The 26,212-nt window shown below is 70.1% G+C and carries 20 protein-coding genes; 12 read left to right on the top strand and 8 right to left on the bottom strand.

What is annotated here, in order from left to right:
* Positions 1 to 3: 3 nt before the first annotated feature.
* The 5 genes from ACOCEP_RS00455 (at position 4) to map (ending at position 6,260) form a co-directional block, all read left to right on the top strand.
* Positions 4 to 1,245, top strand: coding sequence for a M50 family metallopeptidase (locus tag ACOCEP_RS00455; RefSeq protein ID WP_482335218.1), 1,242 nt, complete (start codon positions 4 to 6; stop codon positions 1,243 to 1,245).
* A gap of 118 nt (positions 1,246 to 1,363) precedes the next feature.
* Positions 1,364 to 2,515 (top strand): flavodoxin-dependent (E)-4-hydroxy-3-methylbut-2-enyl-diphosphate synthase, encoded by a 1,152-nt coding sequence (ispG, locus tag ACOCEP_RS00450; protein ID WP_167373562.1) that lies wholly within the window; start codon positions 1,364 to 1,366, stop codon positions 2,513 to 2,515.
* A 154-nt stretch (positions 2,516 to 2,669) separates the two neighbouring features.
* The gene (locus ACOCEP_RS00445) at positions 2,670 to 3,524 is read left to right on the top strand and encodes a GNAT family N-acetyltransferase (RefSeq protein ID WP_126736053.1); all 855 of its coding nucleotides are present in this window, start codon (positions 2,670 to 2,672) and stop codon (positions 3,522 to 3,524) included.
* A 49-nt stretch (positions 3,525 to 3,573) separates the two neighbouring features.
* Positions 3,574 to 5,379, top strand: a complete 1,806-nt coding sequence (locus ACOCEP_RS00440) for a penicillin-binding transpeptidase domain-containing protein (RefSeq protein WP_482335217.1) — start codon at positions 3,574 to 3,576, stop codon at positions 5,377 to 5,379.
* A 23-nt stretch (positions 5,380 to 5,402) separates the two neighbouring features.
* Complete coding sequence (gene map / locus ACOCEP_RS00435) at positions 5,403 to 6,260, top strand: type I methionyl aminopeptidase (protein WP_482335216.1); 858 nt, start codon at positions 5,403 to 5,405, stop codon at positions 6,258 to 6,260.
* Positions 6,261 to 6,331: 71 nt separating this feature from the next.
* Here the strand turns inward: map and ACOCEP_RS00430 are convergent, their stop codons facing one another.
* Positions 6,332 to 7,021: a FadR/GntR family transcriptional regulator gene (locus ACOCEP_RS00430; RefSeq protein WP_482335215.1), complete on the bottom strand. Its 690-nt coding sequence runs from the start codon at positions 7,019 to 7,021 to the stop codon at positions 6,332 to 6,334.
* A 48-nt stretch (positions 7,022 to 7,069) separates the two neighbouring features.
* Here ACOCEP_RS00430 and ACOCEP_RS00425 point away from each other — a divergent pair, with 48 nt between their 5' ends.
* On the top strand, positions 7,070 to 8,317 hold the full coding sequence (locus ACOCEP_RS00425) for a CynX/NimT family MFS transporter (protein WP_482335214.1): 1,248 nt from the start codon (positions 7,070 to 7,072) through the stop codon (positions 8,315 to 8,317).
* A gap of 55 nt (positions 8,318 to 8,372) precedes the next feature.
* Entirely contained in the window at positions 8,373 to 8,885 is a 513-nt protein-coding gene (locus ACOCEP_RS00420; RefSeq protein WP_482335213.1) for a hypothetical protein, read from the top strand.
* A 149-nt stretch (positions 8,886 to 9,034) separates the two neighbouring features.
* Here ACOCEP_RS00420 and ACOCEP_RS00415 read toward each other — a convergent pair whose 3' ends face one another.
* Positions 9,035 to 10,429 (bottom strand): mycothione reductase, encoded by a 1,395-nt coding sequence (locus ACOCEP_RS00415; protein ID WP_482335212.1) that lies wholly within the window; start codon positions 10,427 to 10,429, stop codon positions 9,035 to 9,037.
* A 75-nt stretch (positions 10,430 to 10,504) separates the two neighbouring features.
* Complete coding sequence (locus ACOCEP_RS00410) at positions 10,505 to 11,269, bottom strand: M15 family metallopeptidase (protein ID WP_482335211.1); 765 nt, start codon at positions 11,267 to 11,269, stop codon at positions 10,505 to 10,507.
* 256 nt (positions 11,270 to 11,525) lie between these two features.
* Between ACOCEP_RS00410 and ACOCEP_RS00405 the strand changes: the two genes are divergently transcribed.
* Both ACOCEP_RS00405 and ACOCEP_RS00400 read left to right on the top strand, forming a co-directional pair.
* Positions 11,526 to 12,359 (top strand): S1 family peptidase, encoded by an 834-nt coding sequence (locus ACOCEP_RS00405; protein ID WP_482335210.1) that lies wholly within the window; start codon positions 11,526 to 11,528, stop codon positions 12,357 to 12,359.
* Positions 12,360 to 12,392: 33 nt separating this feature from the next.
* Positions 12,393 to 12,875, top strand: a complete 483-nt coding sequence (locus tag ACOCEP_RS00400; protein ID WP_482335209.1) for a GNAT family N-acetyltransferase — start codon at positions 12,393 to 12,395, stop codon at positions 12,873 to 12,875.
* On the opposite strand, the gene ACOCEP_RS00395 is transcribed toward ACOCEP_RS00400, so the two are convergent.
* The 4 genes from ACOCEP_RS00395 to ACOCEP_RS00380 all read right to left on the bottom strand — a co-directional run bounded on the left by ACOCEP_RS00395 (position 12,841) and on the right by ACOCEP_RS00380 (position 20,068).
* Entirely contained in the window at positions 12,841 to 14,028 is a 1,188-nt protein-coding gene (locus ACOCEP_RS00395) for an 8-amino-7-oxononanoate synthase (protein ID WP_482335208.1), read from the bottom strand. The genes ACOCEP_RS00400 and ACOCEP_RS00395 overlap by 35 nt on opposite strands.
* Positions 14,029 to 14,170: 142 nt before the next feature.
* On the bottom strand, positions 14,171 to 15,673 hold the full coding sequence (locus ACOCEP_RS00390; protein WP_482335207.1) for a DEAD/DEAH box helicase: 1,503 nt from the start codon (positions 15,671 to 15,673) through the stop codon (positions 14,171 to 14,173).
* Between the two features lie 345 nt (positions 15,674 to 16,018).
* A complete protein-coding gene (locus tag ACOCEP_RS00385) occupies positions 16,019 to 16,960 on the bottom strand; it encodes a serine protein kinase RIO (RefSeq protein ID WP_482335206.1) in 942 nt (313 codons plus the stop codon).
* Between the two features lie 282 nt (positions 16,961 to 17,242).
* On the bottom strand, positions 17,243 to 20,068 hold the full coding sequence (locus ACOCEP_RS00380; protein ID WP_482335205.1) for an ATP-binding protein: 2,826 nt from the start codon (positions 20,066 to 20,068) through the stop codon (positions 17,243 to 17,245).
* Between the two features lie 310 nt (positions 20,069 to 20,378).
* Between ACOCEP_RS00380 and ACOCEP_RS00375 the strand changes: the two genes are divergently transcribed.
* The 3 genes from ACOCEP_RS00375 (at position 20,379) to ACOCEP_RS00365 (ending at position 24,688) form a co-directional block, all read left to right on the top strand.
* A complete protein-coding gene (locus ACOCEP_RS00375) occupies positions 20,379 to 21,542 on the top strand; it encodes a S8 family peptidase (protein WP_482335204.1) in 1,164 nt (387 codons plus the stop codon).
* Positions 21,542 to 23,089 carry a S8 family serine peptidase gene (locus tag ACOCEP_RS00370; protein WP_482335203.1) on the top strand — a complete coding sequence of 516 codons (1,548 nt, stop codon included), beginning with the start codon at positions 21,542 to 21,544 and terminating at the stop codon, positions 23,087 to 23,089. The genes ACOCEP_RS00375 and ACOCEP_RS00370 overlap by 1 nt, the downstream gene beginning before the upstream one ends.
* Before the next feature lie 72 nt (positions 23,090 to 23,161).
* Positions 23,162 to 24,688, top strand: a complete 1,527-nt coding sequence (locus ACOCEP_RS00365; RefSeq protein WP_482335202.1) for a phytoene desaturase family protein — start codon at positions 23,162 to 23,164, stop codon at positions 24,686 to 24,688.
* A 60-nt stretch (positions 24,689 to 24,748) separates the two neighbouring features.
* Here ACOCEP_RS00365 and ACOCEP_RS00360 read toward each other — a convergent pair whose 3' ends face one another.
* Positions 24,749 to 26,200 (bottom strand): trypsin-like serine protease, encoded by a 1,452-nt coding sequence (locus tag ACOCEP_RS00360; RefSeq protein ID WP_482335201.1) that lies wholly within the window; start codon positions 26,198 to 26,200, stop codon positions 24,749 to 24,751.
* Positions 26,201 to 26,212 lie beyond the last annotated feature (12 nt).

Genomic DNA, 26,212 nt, shown 5'->3' with positions numbered 1-26,212 from the left:
CGCGTGGTCTTCATTCTCGGGATCGTGCTGTTCGCGCTGGGCATCTGCCTGTCCGTCGCACTGCACGAGGCCGGCCACATGTGGGCGGCCAAAGCCTTCGGCATGAAGGTCCGGCGCTACTTCGTCGGCTTCGGGCCGACGATCTTCTCCTTCCGCCGCGGTGAGACCGAGTACGGCATGAAGTGGATCCCGCTCGGCGGGTTCTGCGACATCGCGGGCATGACCGCGCTCGACGAGGTCACCCCGGAAGAGTCGAAGCGCGCGATGTGGCGCTTCAAGACCTGGAAGCGCACCGTCGTCATGTCGGCGGGTTCGGCGATGCACTTCATCCTCGGGTTCGTCATCCTCTACCTGATGGCCGTCACCATGGGCCTGCCGAACCCGGCCGCGCAGGCCGCTCCCACCGAAGCCGTGATCAGCGCCACGTCCTGCGCCCGCGCGGCCACCACGGTGGAGCAGCTGAACGACACCACCTGCCCGCCGAACGCCCCGACCCCCGCGAAGACCGCCGGTCTCCAGGCGGGCGACAAGGTCGTCTCCGTCGCGGGCAAGCCGATCAAGACCTGGCGCGAGATGCTCGCCGCCGTCCAGGTCGCCAGTGGCCCGACGCCGTTCGTGGTCGAACGGAACGGCCAGACGCTGAATCTGACCGTCGACGTGCCGCGCGTGCAGCGGCTGGTCGCCGACGGCTCCAACAACACCACCGTCAAGGACGTCGGCATGATCGGCGCCTCGCCGGTCCAGAACACCGCGCCGCCGCTGCTGGCCTACGGCCCGGTCGACGCGGTCGGCGCGACGTTCTCCTTCACCGGCACGATGTTCTCCGAGACCGCCAAGCGGCTGATCGAGTTCCCGTCGCGGATCCCGGCGGTGGTGGACTCCATCTTCGGCGGCGAGCGCGACCCGAACACCCCGGTCAGCGTGGTCGGCGCCAGCCGGATCGGTGGCGAGGCCGCCGAGCGCGGCCTGTGGGAGATCTTCGTGCTCCTGCTGGCGAGCCTGAACTTCTTCATCGGCGTGTTCAACCTGCTGCCGCTGCTCCCGCTAGACGGCGGGCATATCGCGGTCGTCTGGTACGAGCGCGTGCGGGACTGGTTCCGCAAACTGCGCGGCAAGGCGGCGGGTGGTCCGGTCGACTACACGAAGCTGTCCGCGGTCACGATGGTGCTCGTCTTCATCGGCGGCGCGGTGACCCTGCTCACCGTCACCGCCGACATCGTGAACCCGGTCAAGCTGTTCCAGTGACGCGGGAGGACGGCGAGAGAGCGCGCTGTCAGCATCGTTGGGCTGCCCAGGTAATGCTGCTCACCGTGACGGCTGACGTCGTGGATGTCCGCCGATCGGGGTAGGTACGCTTGAGGACGTGACTGTCGCTCTTGGTATGCCAGCGCTTCCTCCTCCCGTCCTCTCCGAGCGTCGCAAGACCCGACAGCTGCAGGTCGGGCCGGTGGGCGTCGGCAGCGAGCACCCGATTTCGGTGCAGTCGATGACCACCACGCTCACCTCCGACGTCAACGCGACCCTGCAGCAGATCGCCGAGCTGACCGCTGCGGGCTGTGACATCGTCCGCGTCGCGTGCCCGTCCGCCGACGACGCCGAGGCGCTGCCCGCGATCGCGAAGAAGTCGCAGATCCCGGTGATCGCCGACATCCACTTCCAGCCGAAGTATGTCTTCGCCGCGATCGAGGCCGGGTGCGCGGCGGTCCGGGTGAACCCGGGCAACATCCGCAAGTTCGACGATCAGGTCAAGGAGATCGCCCGCGCGGCGAAGGACCACGGCACCCCGATCCGGATCGGCGTCAACGCGGGTTCGCTCGACAAGCGGATCATGGACAAGTACGGCAAGGCGACCCCGGAGGCGCTGGCCGAGTCCGCGCTGTGGGAGGCGTCGCTGTTCGCCGAGCACGACTTCTACGACGTGAAGATCTCCGTGAAGCACAACGACCCGGTGGTCATGGTGCGCGCGTACGAGATCCTCGCCGAGCAGTGCGACTACCCGCTGCACCTCGGGGTCACCGAGGCGGGCCCGGCGTTCCAGGGCACCATCAAGTCGGCCGTGGCGTTCGGCGCGCTGCTGCGCCAGGGCATCGGCGACACCATCCGCGTGTCGCTGTCGGCGCCGCCGGTGGAAGAGGTCAAGGTCGGGATCCAGATCCTGCAATCTTTGAACCTCAAGGAGCGTAAGCTCGAGATCGTCTCCTGCCCCTCCTGCGGCCGCGCGCAGGTGGACGTCTACACGCTCGCCGAGCAGGTCACCGCCGGCCTGGAGGGCATGGAGGTCCCGCTGCGCGTCGCGGTCATGGGCTGCGTCGTCAACGGCCCGGGTGAAGCCCGCGAGGCCGACCTCGGTGTCGCGTCGGGCAACGGCAAGGGCCAGATCTTCGTCAAGGGCGAGGTCATCAAGACCGTGCCCGAGCACGCGATCGTCGAGACGCTGATCGAAGAGGCCATGCGCATCGCCGAGGAGTCGGGCCAGACGATCGGCGAGGGAGAGCCCACCGTCACCGTCGGCTGACTGGTCGAGACCACGCTAGGAACGGTCCGTTCCTCGCAAAATTTGCGAGGAACGGACCGTTCCTAGCACTCGGTGGCCCCGACCTGCCGAAGTTCTCTCAGCGTGTCGTGAAGCTTGCGTTCCGTTTACGCCGCCGATCTGGCACCCTGGAGTGGTGTTGCGGCTTGCAGGTGCACGGCTGCTCGATGATCGGGACTATCCCGCGGTCCGTGCCGCGCTCGCCACAGACCCGGTCGGCAGCTGCATGGTCAGTGCCAGGGTGGAGACCGCGGGTCTCGACCCCTGGCGGCTCGGTGGCGAGCTCTGGGCCGCCGATTCCCGTCCCGTTCGCGCGGGCAGGCTCCAAGGACTCTGCTTCTCCGGGCCGAACCTGATCCCCTTGCGCGGCAACGCCTCCGCTCTGCGTTCCTTCGCCGATCGCGCCCTGCGCCGTCAGCGCACCTGTTCGTCACTGGTCGGCCCGGCCGAGCAGGTTCTCGGGCTCTGGGACGAACTCGAGCCGGAATGGGGCCCCGCCCGTGAGGTCCGGCACGACCAGCCGCTGCTGGCGCTCGACGGGATTCCGTCCGTCGCCGCGGATCCGCTGGTCCGCGCGGTACGCCCGGAGGAACTCGACCGCTATCTCCCGGCCGCGATCGCCATGTTCATCGAGGAGGTCGGCGTCGACCCGCGCAACGGCGACGGTGGCGCCGGGTACCGCGCCCGTGTCGCGGAGCTGATCGCCGGCGGCCGGGCGTTCGCGCGGTTCGAGGACGGCGAGGTCGTCTTCAAGGCCGAGATCGGCGCGATGTCCTCGACGGTCGGCCAGATCCAGGGGGTCTGGGTGCATCCGGAACGCCGTGGCGGCGGGGTCGGCACGGCCGGGACGGCGTCCGTGGTGACCAGGCTCGTCCGCGGGATGGGCCGCACGGCGAGCCTGTACGTCAACGCCTACAACAGCCCGGCGCTCGCCGCCTACCGCAAGATCGGTTTCCAGCAGGTCGGCCGGTACGCGACGGTTCTGTTCTAGACCGTGTCGCGTCCGGCCGGAGCGGGCCGGGGCTGGCAGGATTCGCGGCATGCCTGCAGGTCGTCGTGTCGCCGTCGCCGTGCTCGCGGGGGTGGTGGGCCTCTCGGTCGCCGGATGCGGCCTCTTCGCCGATTCCGGTCCCGAAGACGCCATCTCGGGCTTCCTCGGCGGACTCTCCTCCGGCGACGTCGCCGCCGCGGCCTCGTTCACCGATTCGCCGGAAGCCGCGCGCGCGTCGCTGGAGATGGCTCGGAAGGCGCTTTCGCCCGAGTCGATCACCGTCGTGGACAAGCAGGTCCGGCATGCGTCCGGGGCGGACGACGGGACGGCGACCTACCAGCTCACCTGGAAACTGCCGCGCGGCCGGACCTGGACGTACAAGGCCGACGCGCAGGTCCATTCCACGCAGGACGGCTGGAAGGTGCGCTGGTTGCCGACGGCGCTCCATCCGCAGCTGGCCGCCCAGCAGAGCATCGCGCTCAAAGCCGATCCGCCGGCTCTCGCGCCGGTGCTGGACCGAGACGGGATGCCGTTGCTGCGCCCGCAGACGGTCGTCAGCGTGGTGCTCGATCCAGCGAAGGCCGGCGATCTGGTGGCCGTCACCGACAAACTCGGCGCGGCGCTCAACCGGTTCGAGCCGTCGGTGACCGGCCAGTCGATCCGCGACGGGGTGAAGACGCTCAAACCCGGCTCCGGCTATCCGGTGGTGAGCCTGCGGGCGAACAGCTATCAAGAGGTGAAGCCCGAGATCTACGACCTGCCCGGCGTCCGGTTCAGCCAGCAGGAAAGGCTGCTGCCCGACGACAAGAACTTCGGGAAGCAGGTGCTGCCCGCGGTGCGGTCGCTCGTCGAAGACCAGGTGGAGGGCTCGGCGGGCTGGCGCGTCGTCACGCTCGACACGGGCGGCGGCGAGATCATCGATCTGCACTCCGAGAACCCCAAACCGGCGCCCGCCGTCGTCAGCACGCTCAGCGTGAAGGCGCAGGGTTCGGCGGAGCGGGCGCTCGCCCCGGTCCCGACGGCCTCCGCGCTGGTCGCGATCCAGCCGTCGACCGGCGAACTGCTGGCGGTGGCGCAGAACGCCCCGGCCGACACGCAGGGCGCGATCTCGCTCACCGGCCGGTTCCCACCGGGTTCCACGTTCAAGATGGCCACCGCCCTCGCCGGCCTGACCGCGGGTTCGGTCCGGGCGGACAGTCCCGTCGACTGCCCCGGCACGGCCACGTTCGAAAACCGGACGGTGCCGAACGAGGGCAAGTTCGCGCTCGGCGTCGTCCCGCTGTCCACGGCGTTCGCCAAGTCCTGCAACACGACGTTCGCGAAACTCGCGACCGACCTGCCGCCCGCCGCGCTGACCGACGCCGCGCGCGACCTGGGTGTCGGCGCCGACTTCGTGATCCCCGGCCTGACCACGATCACCGGTTCGGCTCCGCCGGCGAACACCGTCGCGCAGCGGGCGGAGAACGGGTTCGGCCAGGGGACCGTCGTGACGAGCCCGTTCGGGCTGGCGGTCGCCACCGCGACGGTCCAGTCCGGGAAGGTCCCGGTGCCGACGCTGGTGCGAGGGATGGCCACGACGTCGTCCGGGCTCGGCAAACCGATCAAGCCGGAGGTGCTCGACGCGCTGCGCGGGATGATGCGTGAGGTCGTCACCGACGGCACGGCGACGCTGCTCAAGCCGTTGCCGGACGTCCGGGGCAAGACCGGGACGGCCCAGTTCGGCGACGGCACGCGTTCGCACGGCTGGTTCGTCGGCTACACCGGGGACCTGGCCTTCGCGGTGCTGACGACCGACGCGGGAACGTCCAGGCCCGCGGTCGAGGCCGCCCAGCGCTTCCTGACGGGGCTCGGTTAGCCGTCAGGTCGTAGGCTGGGCCCATGTCCGTTCGCTCCCCCTTGAAGCCCGGCGTCCAGACGCCGCGGCGAGTCGTCCCCGCCAGCATCGCCCGTCCCGAGTACGTCGACCGGCCGGCGCCGAAACGCGACACGGGCAACGGGGTCCGCACACCCGAGGTGATCGAGGCGATGCGGGTCGCGAGCCGGATCGCGGCGCAGGCGCTGGAGGAGGGCGGCAAGGCCGTCAAGCCCGGCGCGACCACCGACGACATCGACAAGGTGATCCACGAGTTCCTGCTGGACAACCACGCGTACCCGTCGACGCTGGGCTACCGCGCGTTCCCGAAGTCGTGCTGCACCTCGCTGAACGAGGTGATCTGCCACGGTATCCCGGATTCGACGGTGATCGAGGACGGCGACATCTGCAACATCGACGTCACCGCGTTCATCGGCGGCGTCCACGGCGACACCAACGCGACGTTCCTGGCGGGTGACGTCTCCGAGGAGGCGCGGCTGCTGGTCGAGCGCACGCGCGAGGCGACGATGCGCGCCATCAAGGCCGTCCGCCCCGGCAGGCAGCTCAACGTGATCGGCCGCGTCATCGAGTCCTACGCGAAGCGGTTCGGCTACGGCGTCGTGCGTGACTTCACCGGTCACGGCGTCGGTCCGGCGTTCCACACCGCACCGACCGTTCTGCACTACGAGGAGCCGTCGGTGGACACGGTGATCGAGCAGGGGATGACGTTCACGATCGAGCCGATGATCACCCTCGGCACCATCGACTACGACATCTGGGCCGACGACTGGACCGTCACCACCAAGGACAAGAAGTGGACGGCCCAGTTCGAGCACACCCTCGTGGTGACCGAGGACGGCGCGGAGATCCTCACGCTGCCCTGACCGCCCGCAGCGCGTGAAGGCCCCCTTCCCTCGGCTCAGCCGAGGGAAGGGGGCCTTCACGCGCTGAAGGGTCAGCTCTCGTCCTGCTCCATGCGGGCCAGGAGTTCGTCCAGGAAACCGCACGCCTCGCTGGCGGCCCGGTCGGCGTCGCGGTCGGCGATGGCCTCGGCGAGGCCTTCATGCCCTATCTCCGGCAGGTACTCGCGGCCCGGTGTCACGTTCGACGTGGCGGCCACGCTGGCCGTGATCACCTCGGTGAGCCCGCGGTACATCTCGGTCAGCAGGGTGTTATGTCCACTTTGGACGACGGCGAAGTGGAATTCCGCGTCGAGACGGGCGAAATCCTCCCAATGCCCCTCGCGCAGCTCGGCGTTGCGGCGTTCGAGCAGGGACTTGAGCTCGGTGACCTCCTCGTCGGTCCGCGACGCGGCCGCGAGCCGGGCGCCTTCGACCTCGAGGATGCGCCGCACCTGCAGCACCTCGCGCAGTTCCGAACCGCACAACCGCCGGATCGCGCCCGAGACCTCGCTCGTCGCCCGCACGTAGGTCCCGTCGCCCTGGCGGACCTCGAGCAGCCCCGTGTGCGCGAGCGCGCGAACGGCCTCGCGGACGGTGTTGCGACCGACGCCGAGCTGCCCTGCCAGCTCCGGTTCGGTCGGAATCCGCTGACCGATGGGCCATTCTCCCTGCGTGACGGCGTCACGCAGCTGCTCGATGACCTGATCGACCAGGCCGGCACGGCGCGTGGTGGCCAATGGCACAGCGTTGTCCCTTCATCCAATCATCCTATGTATGTGATACTAGCCGACGTGCGTGTCGACTCTCGAGAATCCGTGGCCCCGTTCGACGAAAGCCTTGAACTCGAAGGCTCGATCGAAACGGAGTGGCGGCCGGGAGTGATCACCGGCGGCGTTCTGCTCGGTGTCGCGGTGATCCTGGTGGCGCTCAACCTGCGCCCCGCGATCACCAGTGTCGGCCCCATGCTCGGCGAAATGCGCGACGACCTCGGCGCCACGGCGACCTGGGCCGGCGTGCTCACCACGCTCCCCGGCCTCTGTTTCGCCGCGGCCGGTCTCGCCGCGCCCCTGCTGGCCCGCCGGTTCGGCATCGGCGCGGCCATCGCGTCCGCGCTTTCCGTGCTGGCCGTCGGCCTGGTGCTGCGCGTGCTCGACGGACCGTATGTCGTGCTCGGGGGCACCCTGGTGGCCACGGCGGGAATCGCCCTGGCGAACGTACTGATCCCGGTCGTCATCAAGGACTCCTTCCCGGCACGTGTCGGCATGATGACCGGCGTGTACACCGCCGCTCTGCAGGGCGGGGGCGCCCTGGGGTCCGCGCTCACCCCTCCCTTGGAGAACGCGTTCGGCGGCTGGCGCCAAGGTCTCGGCGCCTGGTCGGTACTGGCGGTGCTCGCACTCCTCGTCTGGATTCTCGCAGCCCGCGGTGCGGGACGAGCGCCCGTCGCCGAGGCAGGCAAGCAGGGTAGCGGGCGATCGCTCCTGCGTAGCCCCCTTGCGTGGATGGTCACGCTTTTCTTCGGAACTCAGGCCTTTTTGGCCTACGTCGTGATGGGCTGGCTGCCGGAGGTGATGATCGACGCGGGGGTGAGCAAGGGTGATTCCGGGCTGCTGCTCGGCTTGATCTCGCTCATCGCCGTCCCGATCAGTCTCGTGGTGGCGCCGATGGCCGCGCGGCACAAGAGTCAGAGCCCGTGGATCGTCGGGCTGGGCGTTCCCGGTTTCGTCGGCATGGTCGGCATGATGGTCGCGCCCGCGGCCTCGCCGCTGCTCTGGTGCCTCCTCATCGGGCTCGGGATGAGCGTCTTCTCGCTCGCGCTGACGGTGATCGCGCTGCGGGCGCGCACCGGCGAGGACACCGCTCGGCTGTCGGGGATGGCGCAGGGCATCGGTTACCTGATGGCCGCCGTCGGGCCCTTCCTCTTCGGGCTGCTTCACGATCTCACCCACGGCTGGACCGTTCCCTGGATCATGATGCTCGCCGTCTTCGCCGCGCAGATGACCTTCGGCGCCTTCGCCGGTCGTCGCCGCTTCGTCTGAACGCGTTCAAAAAACTTCTTGACCCATCCCGGGGCGGAGCCATAGCCTGAGCGAGTTGAACCCGTTCAAAAACTCGGTCCTGGGGGTCGGCGTGGTGGAGGGACTGGCGTACGGCTCGGCTCTGGCGTGTTTCGCCGCGGTGTGCGTCGCCGTGGTGCCCGAGCGGGCCCCCGAGGTGCTCTCGGCGCACGAGTTCTACCGCGCCGTCGACCGGGTGTGCGTGCGGGTGTGGAAGGACAGCGGCGCCGAGATCCAGCGCTACTGGCCGGATCCGGAGGGGGACGCCGCGACGGAGCTGCGCAAGTGGCAGCACTACGTCGCGACGAGGGTGGACGACGCCAAGGACGTCCTCAAGGGGGCGACGGGGGTCCGCGCGGTGCCAGGAGGGGCGGCGTCCGCGCGGGAGGAGTTCTTGGCGGCGATCCGCCGGTACGTCGAGGCGGGCGAGCGGTTCTCGGGGGAGGGGGCCCGCTCGGCCGTCTTGATGGGCGCCTCGAACGCCGAGATGAACGCGGTGAGCGCGCTCGCGGCGCGGAACGGTGCCCGCGCCTGCGACCGCGTCGTCTGAGAACGCATCTAGAGGACTAAACGCGCCGGGCGAAGGTGGCACGTGTCGCGAAAGCCACTTTCGCGACGTGTGATGTCCTGAAAGTGGCTTTCGCGACATGGTCCCGGTCGGGCGGGATGAGCCGCATCTAGAGGACTGAACGCGCCGGGTCAGTCCAGGGGCAGGTTCAGCAGGGCGTTCTCGACCAGTTCCGGCATCGCCGGGTGGATCCAGTACTGCCCGCGCGCCATGCTCTTCGCGTCGAGACCGAAGCTCATCGCCTGGATCAGCGGCTGGATCACCGAAGACGCCTGCGGGCCGATGATGTGCGCGCCCAGCAGCTGCCCGGTGGCCGGGTCGGCGAGCAGCTTCGCGAAACCGGTGGTGTCCTCCATCGCCCAGCCGTAGGCGATGCCCGCGTAGTCCTGGTGGGACGTCACGTACGAGACGCCTCGCTCCCGCGCTTCGCGTTCGGTCAGCCCGACCGAAGCGACCTGAGGCGAGGTGAACACCGCGTGCGGGACGAACCGGTGGTCCGCCTCGATCCGGTCGTCCGGGTGCAGCAGGTTGTGCTGCACCACGCGCTGCTCGTGGTTCGCGACGTGCTTCAGCTCGAAGACCGACGAGAGGTCGCCGAGCGCGTAGATCCCGTCGACCACGGTCTGCTGGAACTCGTCGACCACGACGTGCCCGCGCTCACCCGTGGTCACCCCGGTGGCTGCGACGTCGAGGAGGTCGGAGTTCGGCTTGCGGCCGGTCGCGACCAGCAGCACGTCGGCCTCGACGGTCTCGGCGCCTTCCGGCCCTTCGAGGTCCAGGGCGACACCCGACGCGGTCTTGCGCGCGCGGACGGTCTTCCGGTCGAGCCGGACGTCGAACCGCTGCGCGGCCAGCTCGGTGAACCGGGCGCTGACGTCGTCGTCCTCGGAACGCAGCAGCGCGCCGGACCGGTTGACCACGGTCACGTTCACCCCGAACGAGGCGAAGACGTGCGCGAACTCGGCCGCGATGTACCCGCCGCCCAGGATCACGATGCTCGACGGCAGCTCGTCGAGCCGCATCACCGTGTCGGAGGTGTGGTAGCCGGTTTCGGCGAGGCCGGGGATGTCCGGGACCACCGGACGTCCGCCCGCGGCGAGCACGAACTTGTCGGCGGTGATCGTCTCAGCCGGGCGGCCGTCGGAGTAGCTCACCCGAAGTTCCTTGTGCCCGGTGAAGCGGCCTTCGCCCTCGTACACGGTGACGTTCTCGTTGTCCTCGTGCTGGACGCGGTACTCGCGGCCGCCGGCGGCGATCGGGTCGATCCGGCCGAAGATCCGGTCGCGGACGTCGCGCCAGCGGACCCCGGTCAGCTCCTCGTCGACGCCGAATTTCGACGACGTGGCGGGGGTGGCCGCGACGTTGGCGGCGTGCACGAACATCTTCGTCGGGATGCAGCCCACGTTCAGGCAGGTCCCACCGAACGTGCCCTTCTCCACGATCGCCGTGTTCCAGTCCGCGAAACGCGGGTCGAGGATCGAGTTACCCGATCCGGTTCCGACGATCACCAGGTCGTAGTGGGGCACGCTGTCTTCCTTTGCGGCGGGAGCGGGGTGGTTCCGACTCTAGCCAACTTGTCGCGGCGGGTGGTTGTTCCCGGTTCAGCGCCCGTTGGCGCTGAAGTGCATCCGGTCCTTCGGCGTGGTCCAGGTGCCGCCCCAGGTCCAGCCGATCGCGGCGAAGGCGGCCACGGTCCGGTCGCCGGGAAGGATCATCCCGGGCCGCGGGTTCCCTCGGTCGAGGTATGCCGACGCCAGCTCGGGCAGCACGAGGTCGCCCTTGGTGTACGGGTTGCAGAACGGGTCGACGTCGATCGCGAGCCCGTAGGCGTGCGCGGACCAGTTCGTCTGGCCGCGCGCCGGACGGCAGACGAAGGCGGTGGTGTTGTTCCCGTCACCCGTCGGGGGAGCGGTGAGTTCGGCGGGAGCGGTCACCCGCATTTCCTCGATCGGGAATTTCGCGGCGAACAACCGCCCGAATACGGTGACCACTGCGTTCGCGACCGACGCGTTCACGAGCATTTCCCCGGTATGCGCGCGGCCGTCGAAACCCCAGAACGAGAGCGTGAGATAACGCAGTTCGCCGGCGGCGACCGGGCAGCCCGCCTGCCAGGTGCTGCGCGCGAGAACCTCGCCGGGAACGGGATTCACCGTGCCGGCGAACCGGTTCCCGGCGGGCGGGGGAAGCAGGTCGGTGGTCGGCAGCGAACGGTTCGCCAGCACGGGAGGAGTCGGGAGGATCTGCCCGAAACCGTCACGGCGCAAGGGAAGCGGCTTCGCGCCGACCTGCCAGACGGGGGCGGGCGGCGGGGCCGAGGTGGGGGGAGTCGTTGCGGCCGAGGAGGTTCCGGCAGGCGCGCTGGTCACCGCGGGAGTGGGCGGCGCGGGCGGGGCCGGGTTCGAACACGAGAAGAGCAGAAGGGCCGTAGCCGCCAGAACCGTCGCCGTAGCCCGCACAGGGTCCAGAGTGGCAGATGCGTTCGGTGAGCACAGGTCCACCCGTTTCAGTGACACCGCATCGGGCTTTCTCCGATTAGGGTATTCGCGATCGCTCGTGTACGCGCTGGAGTCGAATGGCTTCCCAGGGTTTGACCGTACGTACGCCCCGGTGAAGGGACAGAACATGCCCAAGAAGTCACGTCGCACCCTGCTGCTCGCGATCGGGGCGGTCCTCGCGACGGCCGTGATGGTGCCGGTCGCGTTCACCAGCGCGGCGGCGGACGACAGCTCGGCGAACGGCCCGGAGCAGGCGGCCCAGCCGAGGATCGTGGGCGGCGGCAAGGCTTCGGTCTCGCAGCACCCGTACGCGGTCTACCTGGCCGATCGCGGCGGCAACCAGTTCTGCGGCGCGGTGATCGTCAGTTCCACGACGGTCGCGACGGCGGCGCACTGCGCGGTCGCGGTCAAACGCGCCGATGTCCGCGTGGTGGCGGGGCGGGACGACAAGCGCTCCCGGGACGGCGTGGAACTGCGGGTTTCCCGGATCTGGGTCAGCCCCGACTACAGCGGCGACCCCGGCAAGGGCGACGACATCGCGGTGCTGACGGTCGGCGGGCAGCTGCCGTACCGGCCCGCGAAGGTCGCGGACAACGGCGACGCAGGCCTGTACGAGGAAGGCACGAAGGCGACGGTCCTCGGCTGGGGCCGGGTCGCCGAGGGCGGCGCGCGCTCGAACTACCTGCGCAGCGCGGTCGTCCCGGTGGTCAGCGACAAGACCTGCCGCACCGCGTACTCGGGCTACGACCCGAGCGACATGGTGTGCGCCGGCTACCCCGAAGGCGGTATCGACGCCTGCCAGGGCGATTCGGGCGGACCGCTCATGGTGGGGGACACGCTGATCGGGATCGTGTCGTTCGGCGAAGGCTGCGCGAAGGCGGGCAAACCCGGCGTCTACACCCGTGTCTCCCACTTCGCGAACGACATCTCGCAGCAGAAGAACCGGGGCCTGCTCGGCTGATCGATGCCTTCTTCACGTCCGATGTGCTAACAAGTGGGCGTGACCACCGACACCCCGATCATCGAGACCTCGTCGTTCCCGCTGTCCGTCGCCGGTGACGAGATCACCGCCGCGCAGCTGCACGGCATCCTCCGCCTGCGCGTGGACGTGTTCGTCGTCGAGCAGGACTGCGCCTATCACGAGATCGACGGGCGTGACCTCCTGCCCGGCACCCGGCATCTCTGGATCGGGGGTTCCGTCGCCGTCGACTCGTACCTGCGGGTGCTGCAGGACGCCGGCGGCACCTTCCGCATCGGCCGGGTGTGCACGGCCGTCCGCTCACGCGGCAAGGGACTGGCGGGACGCCTGATGGAGACCGCGCTCGCGGGGATCGGCGACGCGCCGTGTGTCCTCGACGCGCAGACGTACGCGACGGATTTCTACGCCAAGTACGGCTTCGTGGTCGAAGGCGAAGAGTTCATGGAGGACGGGATCCCGCACCTCACGATGTGGCGCCGGGAGGCGCCGCAGCAGTGATCACCCCGACCGCGCGGTCCACGTCGGCCTCGGTGAGGTCGGCCCGCGCGGTCAGGCGCAGGCGGGAGATGCCGTCGGGCACGGACGGCGGCCGGAAGCAGCCGACGCGCACGCCCTGATCCGCGCAGGCGCCCGCCCACGCGACGGCGGCCTCCGGCGACGGCGCCTGCACTGAGATCACCGCGGCGTCGGGGAGACCGACGCGGAAACCCGCCGATTTCAGTTGCATGGCAAGGTTTCCCGCGGCTTCGGTCACCTTGGTGGCCAGCTCCGGCTCGGCCTTCAACGCGGTGAGGGCGGCCAGCGCGGCGGCGGCACTGGCAGGCGCGAGGCCGGTGTCGAAGATGAAACTGCGCGCGGTGTCCACGAGATGTTTGATCACGCGACGCGGCCCGAGCACCGCACCGCCTTGTGCCCCAAGGGATTTCGACAGCGTGATCGTGGTGACGACGTCCGGCGCGCCGGAGAGCCCCGCGGCGTGGACGGCACCGCGGCCGCCTTCGCCGAGGACGCCGAAGCCGTGCGCGTCGTCGACGAGCAGGGACGCGCCGTGCTCCCGGCAGACGCCGGCGAGCCGCTCCAGCGGGGCGATGTCGCCGTCGACGGAGAACACGGAATCGGTGACGACCAGGGCACGCGGTTTGCGGCGGGTCGCGAGCGCGTGTTTGAAGGCGTTCGGGTCGCTGTGCGCGACGGCGGCGATGTCCGAACGGGACAGGCGGCAGCCCTCGATGAGCGAGGCGTGGATGTACTTGTCCGTGACGATCGCGGAATCCGCGCCGGACAGGGCGGTGACGGCGCCGAGGTTCGCGGTGAAGCCGGACGAGAAGACCAGCGCGGCCTGCGTGCCGCAGAAGCGGGCGAGCTCGTGCTCGAGCTCGGCGTGGACCTCGGTGGTGCCGGAGACGAGGCGGGAACCGGTCGCCCCGGCGCCCCAGCGCAACGCGGCCGCCGCGGCGGCACCGGCGACGCGCTTGTCCCTGGCGAGCCCGAGGTAGTCGTTACCCGCGAGATCGAGCTCCGGTTCCTGCGCCTGCCGGATGCGCAGCTTGCGCACCAGCCCGGCCTCGGCCCGCTTCTCCGCCTCCACGTCGAGCCAGTCGAAGACCTGGTCGGGCGGGAGGTTCTGGGAAGCGGGGCCGGAAGAAGTCACGCCCCGCAGTCTCCCATCCGCCGTTTCCCGAGGGACGTGGTGGTCCCCACTCCGAACGCCATGAACGGTCCGTTCCTTGCGAAATTTGCAAGGAACGGACCGTTCATGGCACTACCCGCCGGAAGAACCGGCTTCAGTCACTTCAGCTGTCGTAGCTGCGACGCGGGCGCCCGCCCGGACGCTGCGGGCGGCCGTTGCCGCCACCGGACTCGCCGCGACGCGGGCGGCCGCGGAAGCCGCCGGGACGGCCGCCTTCGCGGTGACCGTGACCCTCGCGCGAACCCTGGTAGCCGCGGTCGCCGCCACCGTAGCCACGGCCACCGCCGCGACGCGGGGACTCACGACGACGCTCGACGACCGGCTCGCCGCTGGGCTGCTGCGCACCGGTGATGCGGGCGAGCTCGGCGTCACCCGGGCGGATGGTGGTCTGCTCGGCGCGGACACCGGCGCGGTCGGTCATCCGGCGCACCATGCGGCGCTGGTCGTGGGTGACCAGCGTGACCACGACACCGGACGCCCCGGCGCGCGCGGTACGCCCGGCGCGGTGCAGGTAGTCCTTGTGGTCGGCGGCCGGGTCCACGTGCAGCACCAGCGAGATGTCGTCGACGTGGATACCGCGCGCGGCGACGTCCGTGGCGACGAGGACGGGCGCGTAGCCCTCCTTGAAGTCCGCGAGGACGCGGTTGCGCTGGCCCTGGGTCTTGCCGCCGTGCAGCGCGGCCGCGTGGACGCCCTTCTCGCGCAGGCGCTCGGTGAGCCGGTCCACGTGGTGCTTGGTGCGGACGAACATGATCGTGCGTCCCTCGCGGGCGCCGATCTCGGTGATGATGTCCTGCTTGTCCTGGTGCGACACCTGGAACACGTGGTGGTCCATGGTGGTGACGCTCGCGGTCGACGGGGCGACCGAATGCGTGACCGGGTCGGTCAGGTACGCGCGGACCAGCCTGTCGACGTCACCGTCGAGGGTGGCCGAGAACAGCAGGCGCTGGCCGCGGGCCGGGGTCAGGTCGAGGATCTCGCGGACCTGCGGCATGAAGCCCATGTCGGCCATCTGGTCGGCCTCGTCGAGCGCGACGAAGTTGACGTCGGACAGCGACGCGGTGCCCTGGCGGACGTGGTCCGACAGGCGGCCGGGGGTGGCGATCAGCAGGTCGACGCCGCGGGACAGCGCGTCGGCCTGGCGGGTGAAGGCCATGCCGCCGACGGCGGTGCGGCACCACAGGCCGAGCGACTTGGCCAGCGGGGTCAGCGAGTCGGCGACCTGCATGGCCAACTCACGGGTCGGGACCAGGATCAGCGCGCGCGGGTGCTTCGGCCGGGCACGGCCGCCGTTGAGCCTGGTCAGCATCGCGAGACCGAAGGCAAGGGTCTTGCCGGAACCGGTCTGGGCGCGGCCCAGCACGTCGCGGCCGGCGAGCGCGTCGGGGATCGTCGCCGCCTGGATGGGGAACGGGGAGGTGATACCGGCGTCGGCCAGAGCCCGCAGCAGCGGCTCGGGAAGGCCGAGCTCCGCCCAGGTCTTCGCCTTGACCGTCTCGACGGCGTCGTCGCGCAGCATCGCGTCACCCGTGGGGCGGGTGCGCGGCTTGCCGCGGTGCTGACGCGCCGACGGTGAGACGTGGCCGGAGTTGAACGTGACTGTCACAAATGCCTCTCGGACGTGGCACGTCGCAAGGAGGCCCGGGCTGCCCGCGCGCAGGCAGGGCAAGATGGTGTGCACAGATGGGCGTTCACAGGGACGAACCCGGCACACCGCGTCTGCGTGACACCGCGCGCCAATGGATTGATACGGATACCGCGAGCCATTCGGTTGGCTTTGGAGGCGACGGACACCAACTCATCCACGCCGCCGGTTGCGGTCTGTCACTACTGTACCGGACCGTTATCCGGCCTCCCAACCGGAGGGAGCGATTGTGGGCAGGGTCTCCACCGCGGGGTCTTTCCCGGCGTGATCGTGCCGGGAAAGACCCCTTCGAGACACTGTGGACGGTCAGCGGAGACCCGCGATCTCCTGCAGCTCCTCGATCAGCTCCGGGACCGCCGTCAGCCGCTCCGGCAGCCCCCGCGAGTGGAACCACGTCGCGATGTTCCGCACGTCCCGCGCGAGGAACTCCAGCCCACCGGGATTCGCGACGATGTCGACCACCTGGGGGAGATCGATCACCATGATCCGATCGTGGTGGACGAGCAGGTTGTACGCCGAGAGGTCACCGTGCGCGAGCCCCTGCGACGCCAGCAGTTCCAGCATCGCCGAGGTCTGGAACCACAGTTCCCGCAACTGGTCCGGCTCCGGCCGGACCTGGGCCAGCCGAGGCGCGGCGGTCTCGCCGTCGCCGAGGAATTCCAGCAGCAGTTCGGTGCCGTCGCGCTGCACCGGATACGGCACGGGCGCACCGACCGACCAGAGCCTGCTCAGGGCGCCGAACTCGGCCACGGCCCACTGTTCGGCGATGAGGTTGCGGCCGAAGCTGCTGCGAGACTCCATCGCCCGCATCTCCCGCGACCGGCGCATCCGCCTGCCTTCGAGATAGCCGGCGTCACGGTGGAACAGCCGGTGCTCACCGCTGCGGTACCGCTTGGCGGCGAGCACGGTGCCCTCGGTACCGGGCAGGTTGCGCCGGACGAGATGGACGTCCGCCTCCTTGCCGGTCTTGAGGACGCCGAGCTCGGTGTCCACCGCCGCCAGTTCGGTGATCACCCAGTCCGGGCGCGGTAGCGGTCCTTGCTCCGCTTCTCCCCAGGTGCTCCAGCGGTCGGCGCCGTCGGGGATGGCGGTTTCGGTGTAGGCGTCCTCACGCAGCCGGGCGAGCCGGACGCGTTCGGCTTCGGTGAGCCGTCCGCCGCGGGTGGGTTCGGGCTCGTCGTCGAAACGGGCGCGACGGGAACGGCGAGGACGTTGTTCGTAAGACTCTTCGAGATCGTGCTTGCGCACTGGTGGGTTCTCCTGGTTCAGGGATGCCCCACCGGGCGAGCGTCGTGGCTCCGCGCTCAGCCGCGAGGGGCGAGTGGATGGGGGCGGACAAGGCCCCGGACAGTCATCAGCACGAGGCACCTCCCAGTCGCATCCACCGGCTCCCTGCCGGATCGCGCACGATCATCCCCGACCCCCGCGGCCGTGCGCAACCGATTTAATTCCCAGTGCGGTGATGCGCGTGAAGGCCTCCTTCCCTCGGCTCAGCCGAGGGAAGGAGGCCTTCACGCGCATCCGACGTGCCTAGGCCGACCGCAGCCCTGCCAGCTCGCTCCGCGACCGCACCTTCAGCTTCCGCAGCACACTCGCGACGTGCTGTTCCACCGTGCGCCGGGACAGGAACAGCACCTCGGCGATCTCCCGGTTGGTGTGCCCGGCGGCCAGCAGGCGGGCGACGTCGCGCTCGCGCGGGGACAGCTCGTCGCCGTAACCGCGGCGGCCGCGGCGTGACGGGGCGACCGCGCCGGTCGACCGGAAGGCGTGGCGGCAGCGCGCGGCGTCGCGGGTGGCACCGAGGTGGTCGAAGGTCTCCGCGAGCGCCGCGAAGGTCTCGGCGACATCCTCGTTGCGGGCCAGACGGCAGCGCGCGGCGCGTTCGGCGACGAGCGCCGCGTGATACGGCGCGGGAAGGGCCTCGAACCGGGTCCGAGCCTGCTCGAAGGCCTCGATCCCCTCCGCGTGCTCGCCCCGGGACGCCGCGATCAGCCCGCGGTTCGCGGCCAGCGCCGCCCACGTCGACGGCGCGTCGAGGTCGCCGATCTCCCGTTCGAACTCGTCGGTCAGCGCCTGCGCTTCGGCGTCCCGTCCGGTGGCGCAGTACGCGTCGACGGCGGCCATCAGCAGATCGGCGCCCCAGGCCCAGACACCCTTGGCGCGCAGGAGTTCCAGTCCCTTTTCGGCCTGCGTGACGGCGGCCTCGCCGAGATCCTGCGCGAGCAGCATGCCCGACATCCCGGCGTGCGCGGCGATCGCGACCGGGGTGAACGCGTTCTCCGGCTGGTCCGCGGCGGTGCCGGCGAACCGGGCGGCGGCCTCGTCCCACTCGCCGCGCGCGGCGGCGAGCAGGCCGAGGACCAGGCACAGTTCGCTGGTCACCGGCAGGAGATCGCGGTACTCGTCGATCAGCGCGCAGGCCCGTTCGGCGAGGCCGTCCCAGTTCCCGGTGAGCCAGTCGGTGTGGACGGCCGTCGCGCGGGCGGTGCTGACCACGTACGGCGCCCCGCAGTCGGCGGCCAGCTGCATCCCGCTGTGCAGCAGGCTTCTGGCCCGCCGATGATGGCCCGTCCAGGCGCAGGCGTCGGCGGTGTTGCAGTGCAGCCGCGCCAGGTGCCGCTGCTCGTCGGGGGAACCGACGCTGGTGGGCGCCCGGTCCAGCATGTCCCAGCCCCGCGCGTCCCCGATGTGCAGCCGCGACGCCGCGTTGTTGGCCAGCAGCATGATCTTCAGCCGCCGGTCGGTGGCCCGCTCGATGAGCCCGTCCACCCGGTCCATCCAGCGCCGGTGCTCCCGCAGCGGGGTCGCGCCGACCCACGGCTGCGCGAGGACACCCATCCCGCGTCCGGCCAGGTCGGGCCGGTCGGCGAGATCGTTGACGGCGATCTCGATCTCGGTCCGCGCCGCCTCCAGCCCGCCCGCCTGGCGCACCAGCAGGAGCCCGAGCCCCAGCCTGACCTCGCCGCTCAGGCGTCCGGACAGCCTGCCGTCGGTGAGCAACCGCTCCAGTGCCGGGACGACCTCGGTCTGGGCGAGGCCGTTGCACGCCACCGAACTGAACTTGACCGCCAGTCTGTCCACATCGGACGGTTGGAGGCCCGGTTCGTCGAGCAGGGTGCGGAGGAGATCCGTCGCGGTCGCGAGATCACCGACCGCCGACGCCTGATCCGCGGCCGCTTCGCCGTACTTCAGCGCACCGGCCCGGTCACCCGCCTTGCGGCAGTGCTCGGCCAGCCGTACCAGGGATTGCGGGAGGCGGTCGCGCAGCAGCCGCGCGGCCCGCCGGTGCAGTTCCTGGCGATCGGGGCCGGGGATGGTGCGGTACGCGGCCTGCTGGGCGAACGCGTGCCTGAAGCCGTACGTGCCTTCACCGGTCTCCACCAGGACGTTGCGTTCGAGCGCGAGGACGAGCGCGCGGCGGGCGCGCTCGGGGGAGAGCGCGGCCGCGGCGGCCAGCAGGTCCGAAGTGGACGGTGTGCCCAGGACCGCGGCGGCCTCGGCGATCCGCCGGGCGGCGGGCGGCAGCGCGACGAGGTGTTCGACGGTCGCCTCCCGCAGCAGCGCCGGGACTTCGACCGTGTCGAGCAGGTGCCGCGCGGTCATGCCGTCGGCGTGCACCGCGCCCTCGACGCCGCCGATCGCGTGCACGATCTCCTCGACCACGAACGGGATCCCCGCGGTCCGCTCGTGCAGCCGCGCGGCGAACTCGGCGGATACGTTCGCTTCGCCGAGCAGCGCCGAAACCAGCGCCTGGACGCCGTCGCGGTCCAGCGGCCGGAGCGTGACGAGCGCGTGCGCGGTGCCGGGCGCCGGCCGGTAGGCGCTGCCGAGCGGGATGCCGCCGGGCGTCTCTTCGCGCCGGTAGGTGAGCAGGAGCGTCAGGCCCGCGGGCGGGTCGGTCATCAGGAACCGCAGCAGTCGACGGGATCCGTCGTCCGCCCAATGGAGGTCTTCGACGAGGAGGACGTGCGGGCCCAGCGAGCCGAGCAGTTCCCGGACGGCGCGGAAGAGGCGGTGCCGTTCGGCCCTCGGATCACCGAGCCGGGGCGGCTGCTCCGGCAGGAAGGCCGCGAGTTCCGGCAGATAGGGCGCGAGGACGCCGGTCACGGGGTTGAGGTCGCGCGCCGGGCGGATGTCCTTCAGCGCGTCGAAGACCACGCCGTAGGGGAACGGCTCGCGCAGTGGCTGGCAGGTCCCGGTGAGGACCGGCCGCCCGGCCAGTTCGGGGCAGGCCAGCAGTTCGGCGGCGAGCCGGGTCTTGCCCACCCCCGCTTCGCCTTCGAGCATGATCACCGACGGCGAGCGCATCGCGCCGTCGAGGAGTTCGCGTAATTCCGCCTCACGGCCGACGAGCACGGGCGAACTCGTCCTGCGTCGGCAGCCACCGATCACCATTGCCGGGTCACCCCCGCTTCACGAACCACACCGTTCGAGTGATCGCAGCTTAAGCGCCTGCTCAGTGCTCACGGAACCCACCCGGACGGTCACAGAACTTTCGTAGGGACGGGGAGTTTCCTCATTAGATACGTAGTCCTACGGACCGTTGCCTCGCTTGTTCGCGCAGGCCCCGCCACCCGAAAGTGATTCATGCGTGACTGCACGTCACGGCGCCGGCCCGGAATCCCGCCGGCGTGAACCACCTGTTCGAGTGAACGGAGCTCAGGAAATGCGTGGAGAACTTCGACGTCACCGGATCGCGGGTGCGGTGCTCGCCGGGGCCTGTGCGGCGGCCACCGTGGCCTTCGCCGGACCGGCCGCGGCAGCCGAAGGGCAGATCCGCGGCGCCGGTGTGCCGGGAGCCGTCACGGACGGGTACATCGTCTCGCTCAAGAGCGGCGACGCCGGGCTCGCGGCCAAGTACGGCGGCCAGGTGAAGGCGACCTACACCGCCGCACTGAACGGGTTCTCGGCGAAGATGACCGAGGCGCAGGCGAAACGGCTCGCGGCCGACCCGAACGTCGACTTCGTCCAGCAGGACGCGGTCGCGCACATGACCGGCACCCAGACCAACCCGACCTGGGGCCTGGACCGGATCGACCAGAAGAACCTGCCGCTGGACAGGAAGTACACCTACCCGAACACCGGTTCCGGGGCGACGGTCTACGTCCTCGACACCGGTGTCGACTACCGCCAGGCCGACTTCGGCGGCCGCGCGACCAGCGGGTACGACTTCATCGACAACGACAGCGACGCCCGCGACTGCCAGGGGCACGGCACGCACGTCGCCGGCACGGTCGGCAGCGCCACCTACGGTGTGGCCAAGGGCGCCAAGATCGTCTCGGTCCGCGTGCTGAACTGCCAGGGCAGCGGCCAGTACTCGCAGATCATCAGCGGGATCGACTGGGTCGTGAAGAACGCCAAGGGCCCGTCGGTGCTCACCATGAGCCTCGGTGGCCCGGCCGACTCCGGGGTGGACGCCGCCGTGCGCCGCGCCGTTTCCGCGGGTATCACCAACACGGTGGCCTCCGGTAATTCCAACACGGACGCCTGCTCCACCAGCCCGGCCCGGGTGCGTGAGGCCATCACCGTCAACGCCACCCAGAGCGACGACCGCCGGTCGACCTTCTCGAACTACGGCAGCTGCACCGACATCTTCGCGCCGGGCACCAGCATCACCTCGCTGCGCAACGGTGGCGGCACCCAGCAGATGAGCGGTACCTCGATGGCGACGCCGCACGTCGCCGGCGCGGCCGCGATCTACCTGACCTCGAACCCGTCGGCGACCCCCGCCGCCGTGGCCTCCGGTCTCGCCAACGCCGCCACCAACGGCGTCGTGACGAGCCCGGGTTCCGGTTCGACGAACAAGCTGCTGAACGTGGCGGGTCTCTGATGCGCCGCGGCGTGCGCGCCGGTGTGGTGGCCGTCGCGGCCACCGCGCTGGCCGCGCTCGCCGCGGGCAACGCCCTCGCCGCTCCGGCGGAAGGCGTTGTCGTGCAGGCGAAGCAGCACTACGGCGATCAGTACATCGTCGTGCTCCACGATGTCGGCACCATGGCGGTCGAGCAGTCCTCGGCCGCGCTGACCGGCCGCTACGGCGGCGAGGTCCGGTCGGCGTACAAGAACGTGCTCCGCGGGTTCTCCGTCAAGGGCATGTCCGAGCAGCAGGCCCGGCGGCTCGCGGCCGACCCGGCGGTCAAGGCGGTATATCAGGACGGGACCGCGCGTGCCGTCGGCACGCAGACCAACCCGACCTGGGGCCTGGACCGGGTCGACCAGAAGAACCTGCCGCTGGACAAGAGCTTCACGTATCCGAACACGGGCGAGGGCGTCACCGCGTACGACCTCGACACCGGGATCAACCCGGAGAACCCGGAGTACGAGGGGCGAGCGTCCATCGGCAAGGACTTCGTCGGCGGCAACGGGAAGGACTGCAACGGGCACGGCAGTCACACCGCGGGCACCATCGGCAGCAAGACCTACGGCGTGGCCAAGAAGGTCAAACTGGTCGGGCTGAAGGTGCTGGGCAACGACTGTTCGGGCAACGGGCCGGACTCCGCCATCGTCGACGCGGCCGAATGGATCACCGCGAACGGCACCAAACCGGCGGTGGCGAACCTGAGCCTGCGCATGGACCAGGTCGGGCTCGGCGACGACGTCATCAAGAAGTCCATCGCGGCGGGCTTCGTCTACGTGGTGGCGGCGGGCAACGAGAACCAGAACGCCTGCAACGTCAGCCCCGCCCGCATCCCCGAGGCGATCACGGTCGGCGCCTCGGATCAGAGTGACAACAAGTCCTCGTTCTCCAACCACAGTTCGTGCGTGGACATCTTCGCCCCTGGCAGCAACATCACGTCGCTGTCCACGTCCAACGGTGGTTCGGCGAACATGAGCGGGACGTCGATGGCCACGCCGCACGTGGCCGGGGCGGCGGCGCTGTACCTCGCCGCGAATTCCGGCGCCACCGCGCAGCAGACGCGGGACGCGCTGGTGAACAACGCCTCCGACGGCGTGCTCAAGGGACTGCCGTCCGGCACGGTCAACAAGCTGCTGAACGTGTCGTTCATCGGCGGTGGTGGCCCCACCCCGACGTGCGGGGTCAAATCCAGCACGACACCGGTGTCCATTCCGGACGCGGGTGACGCGGTGACCAGTTCGGTGACGCAGGAAGGCTGCGACGGCAAGGCGTCGGCGACGCTGCCCGTCAAGGTCGACATCGCGCACACCTACACCGGTGACCTGGCGATAGACCTGATCGGGCCGAGCGGTGCGGTGTTCGGCCTCAAGCAGGCGGGAGGGATCGGCGAGGCGAGCGGCGTGCACACGTCGTACACGGTGAACGCCTCGTCCGAACCGGCGAACGGGACCTGGAAACTGCGGGTCCGTGACGTCTACCGGTTCGACAGCGGGACGATCGAAGGGTTCTCCATCACCTTCTGAGTCCTTGCGAACGGCGGTGCGCCGCGGTCACGATGACCGCGGCGCATTGTCGTTTCGCTGGGAGGTCCCTGGATGGAGTCCTACGACGCCGTGATCGTCGGTGGCGGGCACAACGGCCTGGTGGTGGCGGCGGCCTACCTGGCCAGGGCCGGCCGCTCGGTGCTGGTCCTGGAACGGCGCGACGAGGTCGGCGGGGCGGCGGTCTCCTTCCGCGCCTTTCCCGGCGTCGACGTCCGGCTGTCGCGGTACTCGTACCTGGTGAGCCTGCTGCCGCGCAAGATCATCGCGGAGCTGGGGCTCGGCCTCGATCTCCGGCGGCGGCGGATGTCGTCGTACACGCCCGTCGGCGACGGCGGTCTCCTTGTCGACACGGGCGACGACGGCCGCACCGCGGCGTCGTTCTCCGCGCTCACCGGGTCCACAAAGGACTTCGAGGCGTGGCGGCGGTTCTACGCGATGACGGGCCAGGTCGCGGAGAGGACCTTCCCCACCCTGACCGAACCGCTGGTGTCCAGGGAGGAACTGCGCTCGCGCGTCGAGCCGGAAGCGTGGGACACGCTGTTCGAACGGCCGATTTCGGAGACGCTCACCGCGATGTTCGGCGACGACACGGTCCGCGGCGTCGTCCTGACCGACGCGCTGATCGGCACCTTCGCCGGCGCCGGTGACTTCCGGCAGAACCTTTGCCTGCTCTACCACGTGATCGGCAACGAGACCGGCGACTGGGACGTGCCGGTGGGCGGGATGGGCGCGGTGACCGGGGCGCTCGCGTCGGCCGCGTCCTCCGCCGGGGCCCGGCTGACGACCGGTGCCGAAGTGCTGTCGATCGACCCCGGAGGCTCGGTGCGTTACCGGCTCGGCGACGACGAGTTCGTGGTGCGTTGCGGTCACGTGCTGTCGAACGTCGCGCCGCGGACGCTCGCGCGGTTGCTGGGGGAGGAGCCGCCGGAGACGCCGGAAGGCGCGCAGCTCAAGGTGAACATGGTGCTCTCACGCCTCCCGCGGCTCCGTGATTCGAGTGTCGATCCGCGGGAGGCGTTCGGCGGGACATTCCATGTCAACGAAGGCTACGAGCAGCTGGCGACGGCCTATGCCGAGGCGGCCGCGGGCCGGATCCCGTCGCTGCCCCCGTGCGAGATCTACTGCCACTCGTTGACCGACCCATCGATCCTCGGCCCGGCCGAACAGGCCGCCGGGGTGCAGACGCTGACATTGTTCGGGCTGCACATGCCCGCCCGGCTCTTCGAGGGCCGCAACGACGCCGCGCGCGACGAGGCGTTGCGTGCGACTTTGTCCTCTTTGGACAGTGTGCTGGCCGAGCCGATCGAGGACTGTGTGCTGCGTTCGCCGGACGGCGGCTGGTGCATCGAGGCGAAGACGCCGCTGGACCTGGAAGCCGAGCTGGGACTTCCCGCGGGGCACATCTTCCATCGCGATCTGTCGTGGCCTTATGCCGCGGATGCCGCTCAGGTGGGCCGCTGGGGTGTCGAGACCGCGCACGAGCGGGTGCTGCTGTGCGGCGCCGGGGCCGTGCGGGGCGGCGGGGTCTCGGGTATCCCCGGGCACAACGCCGCTATGGCGGTGCTGGCCCGATCCTGAACGTCATGAAAGGGTCGTTCAGGACGAAATATGTCCTGAACGACCCTTTCCTGACACTCGCTACTGGACGGTGAGGGTGTAAGTGGCCGTGGCGGTCTTGCCCGCCGAGTCCGTCGCGGTGACGGTCACCGGGTAGGTGCCGCGCTGGAACGGCGCGACCACCTGCATGGTCGAGCTGCCGCCGCTCGAGATCGTCTGCGGGTTGAAGAACGGCGCGAACGGCAGTCCCTGCCCGGACGCCGACAGTGTGATCGTGCCCGTGCCGCCGGTGGCGGAAACCGTGACGTTGCTGAAGAAACCGGGTTGCGAGGTTCCGCTGGCAGGGCTCAGGCCCACCTTGAGGTCACCGGGCTGCGGTCCACCTTCACCGACGGTCAGCGTCAGGTTCGTGGTCGCGGTGTCCGTGGTGCCCTTGCCCGAGATCGTGACCGCGTAGTCCTTTTCGGCGGTTCCGGCGGGGACCTCGATGCTCACCTTCGCGGACTCACCCGAGGTGATGGACGAGGGCTGGAACGTCGCCGTCGCGCCCTCGGGAAGTCCCGACGCGCTGAGATCGACCTTCTCCGCGCCGTTCTTGCCCGGCTTGCTGGTGACCGTGGCCGAAACGTACTTGCCCGGCTCGACCTTGAGCGAGGACGGTGTCACGCCGAGCGAGAACTTCTCCGGGTTCTGCGGCTCGCCGATCTGCTGCTTGACCCAGTCGCCCATCTCGTTGTTGAGCCTGCCGTACACGCTGTACCACTTGAAATCGCTGCGGCTCCACGAAGCGACGCCGACGATCTTGCCGTCCACGATGAGCGGCCCGCCGCTGTCACCCGGCAGGATCGTGACGCGGCCGTCGCTGTAGCCGCTGCAGATCATCGTCGCGTCCTTGAAACCCGCGCCGACACCGTTGCAGTTGCTGCCCTGGACGATCGGCAGGGTGAACTTGTGCAGTTCGACGTTGCGGGTGTCGTCGTTGTGGTCCTTCTTGCCGTAACCGAGCCCCAGCCCGGACTTGCCCGGCTGGTTCAGGCCCGTGTCGGCCGACGTCGCGACCTTCGCGTACTGGCCGCCGGGCACCGGGATGTCGGTGTCCGTGGTGACCACCGCGACGTCGTAGCCCTGGTCGAAGTTGACGTACTTCGGGTGCTTCTCGTAGCTGACGACGCCGATCCGTGTTCCGCCGCCGGCGTTGAGATCGTCCAGGCCGTAGAGGAAGGACTTCTCGCCCGCCGCGTCCTTGCAGTGCGCGGCGATCAGGATCTTGCGCGGCGCGACGACCGAGCCGGTGCAGGTCTGCCCTTGCGGCCGCGTTCCACCTTCGCGCAGGCCCGCGATGATGAAGGGGTGGTCCTTGACCGAGGCGGGCGTGCCGCCGATGGAGTTCGTGTGCAGTCCACCGGGGACGACCGCTTGATCCGTCGGGGTGACGGCGGGGAGGTTCGCGGCGGCCGCCGGAGCGGGCAGGAGGACCGAGAGGCAGCCGAGGGTGGCGGTGGCGATCCCCAGTAGCCGTTGTCTTCTGTTCACGGTGGTTCCTTT

It is taken from the genome of Amycolatopsis sp. CA-211722, from assembly GCF_056828465.1.
This window is presented reverse-complemented; position numbering and strand designations above follow the sequence as displayed.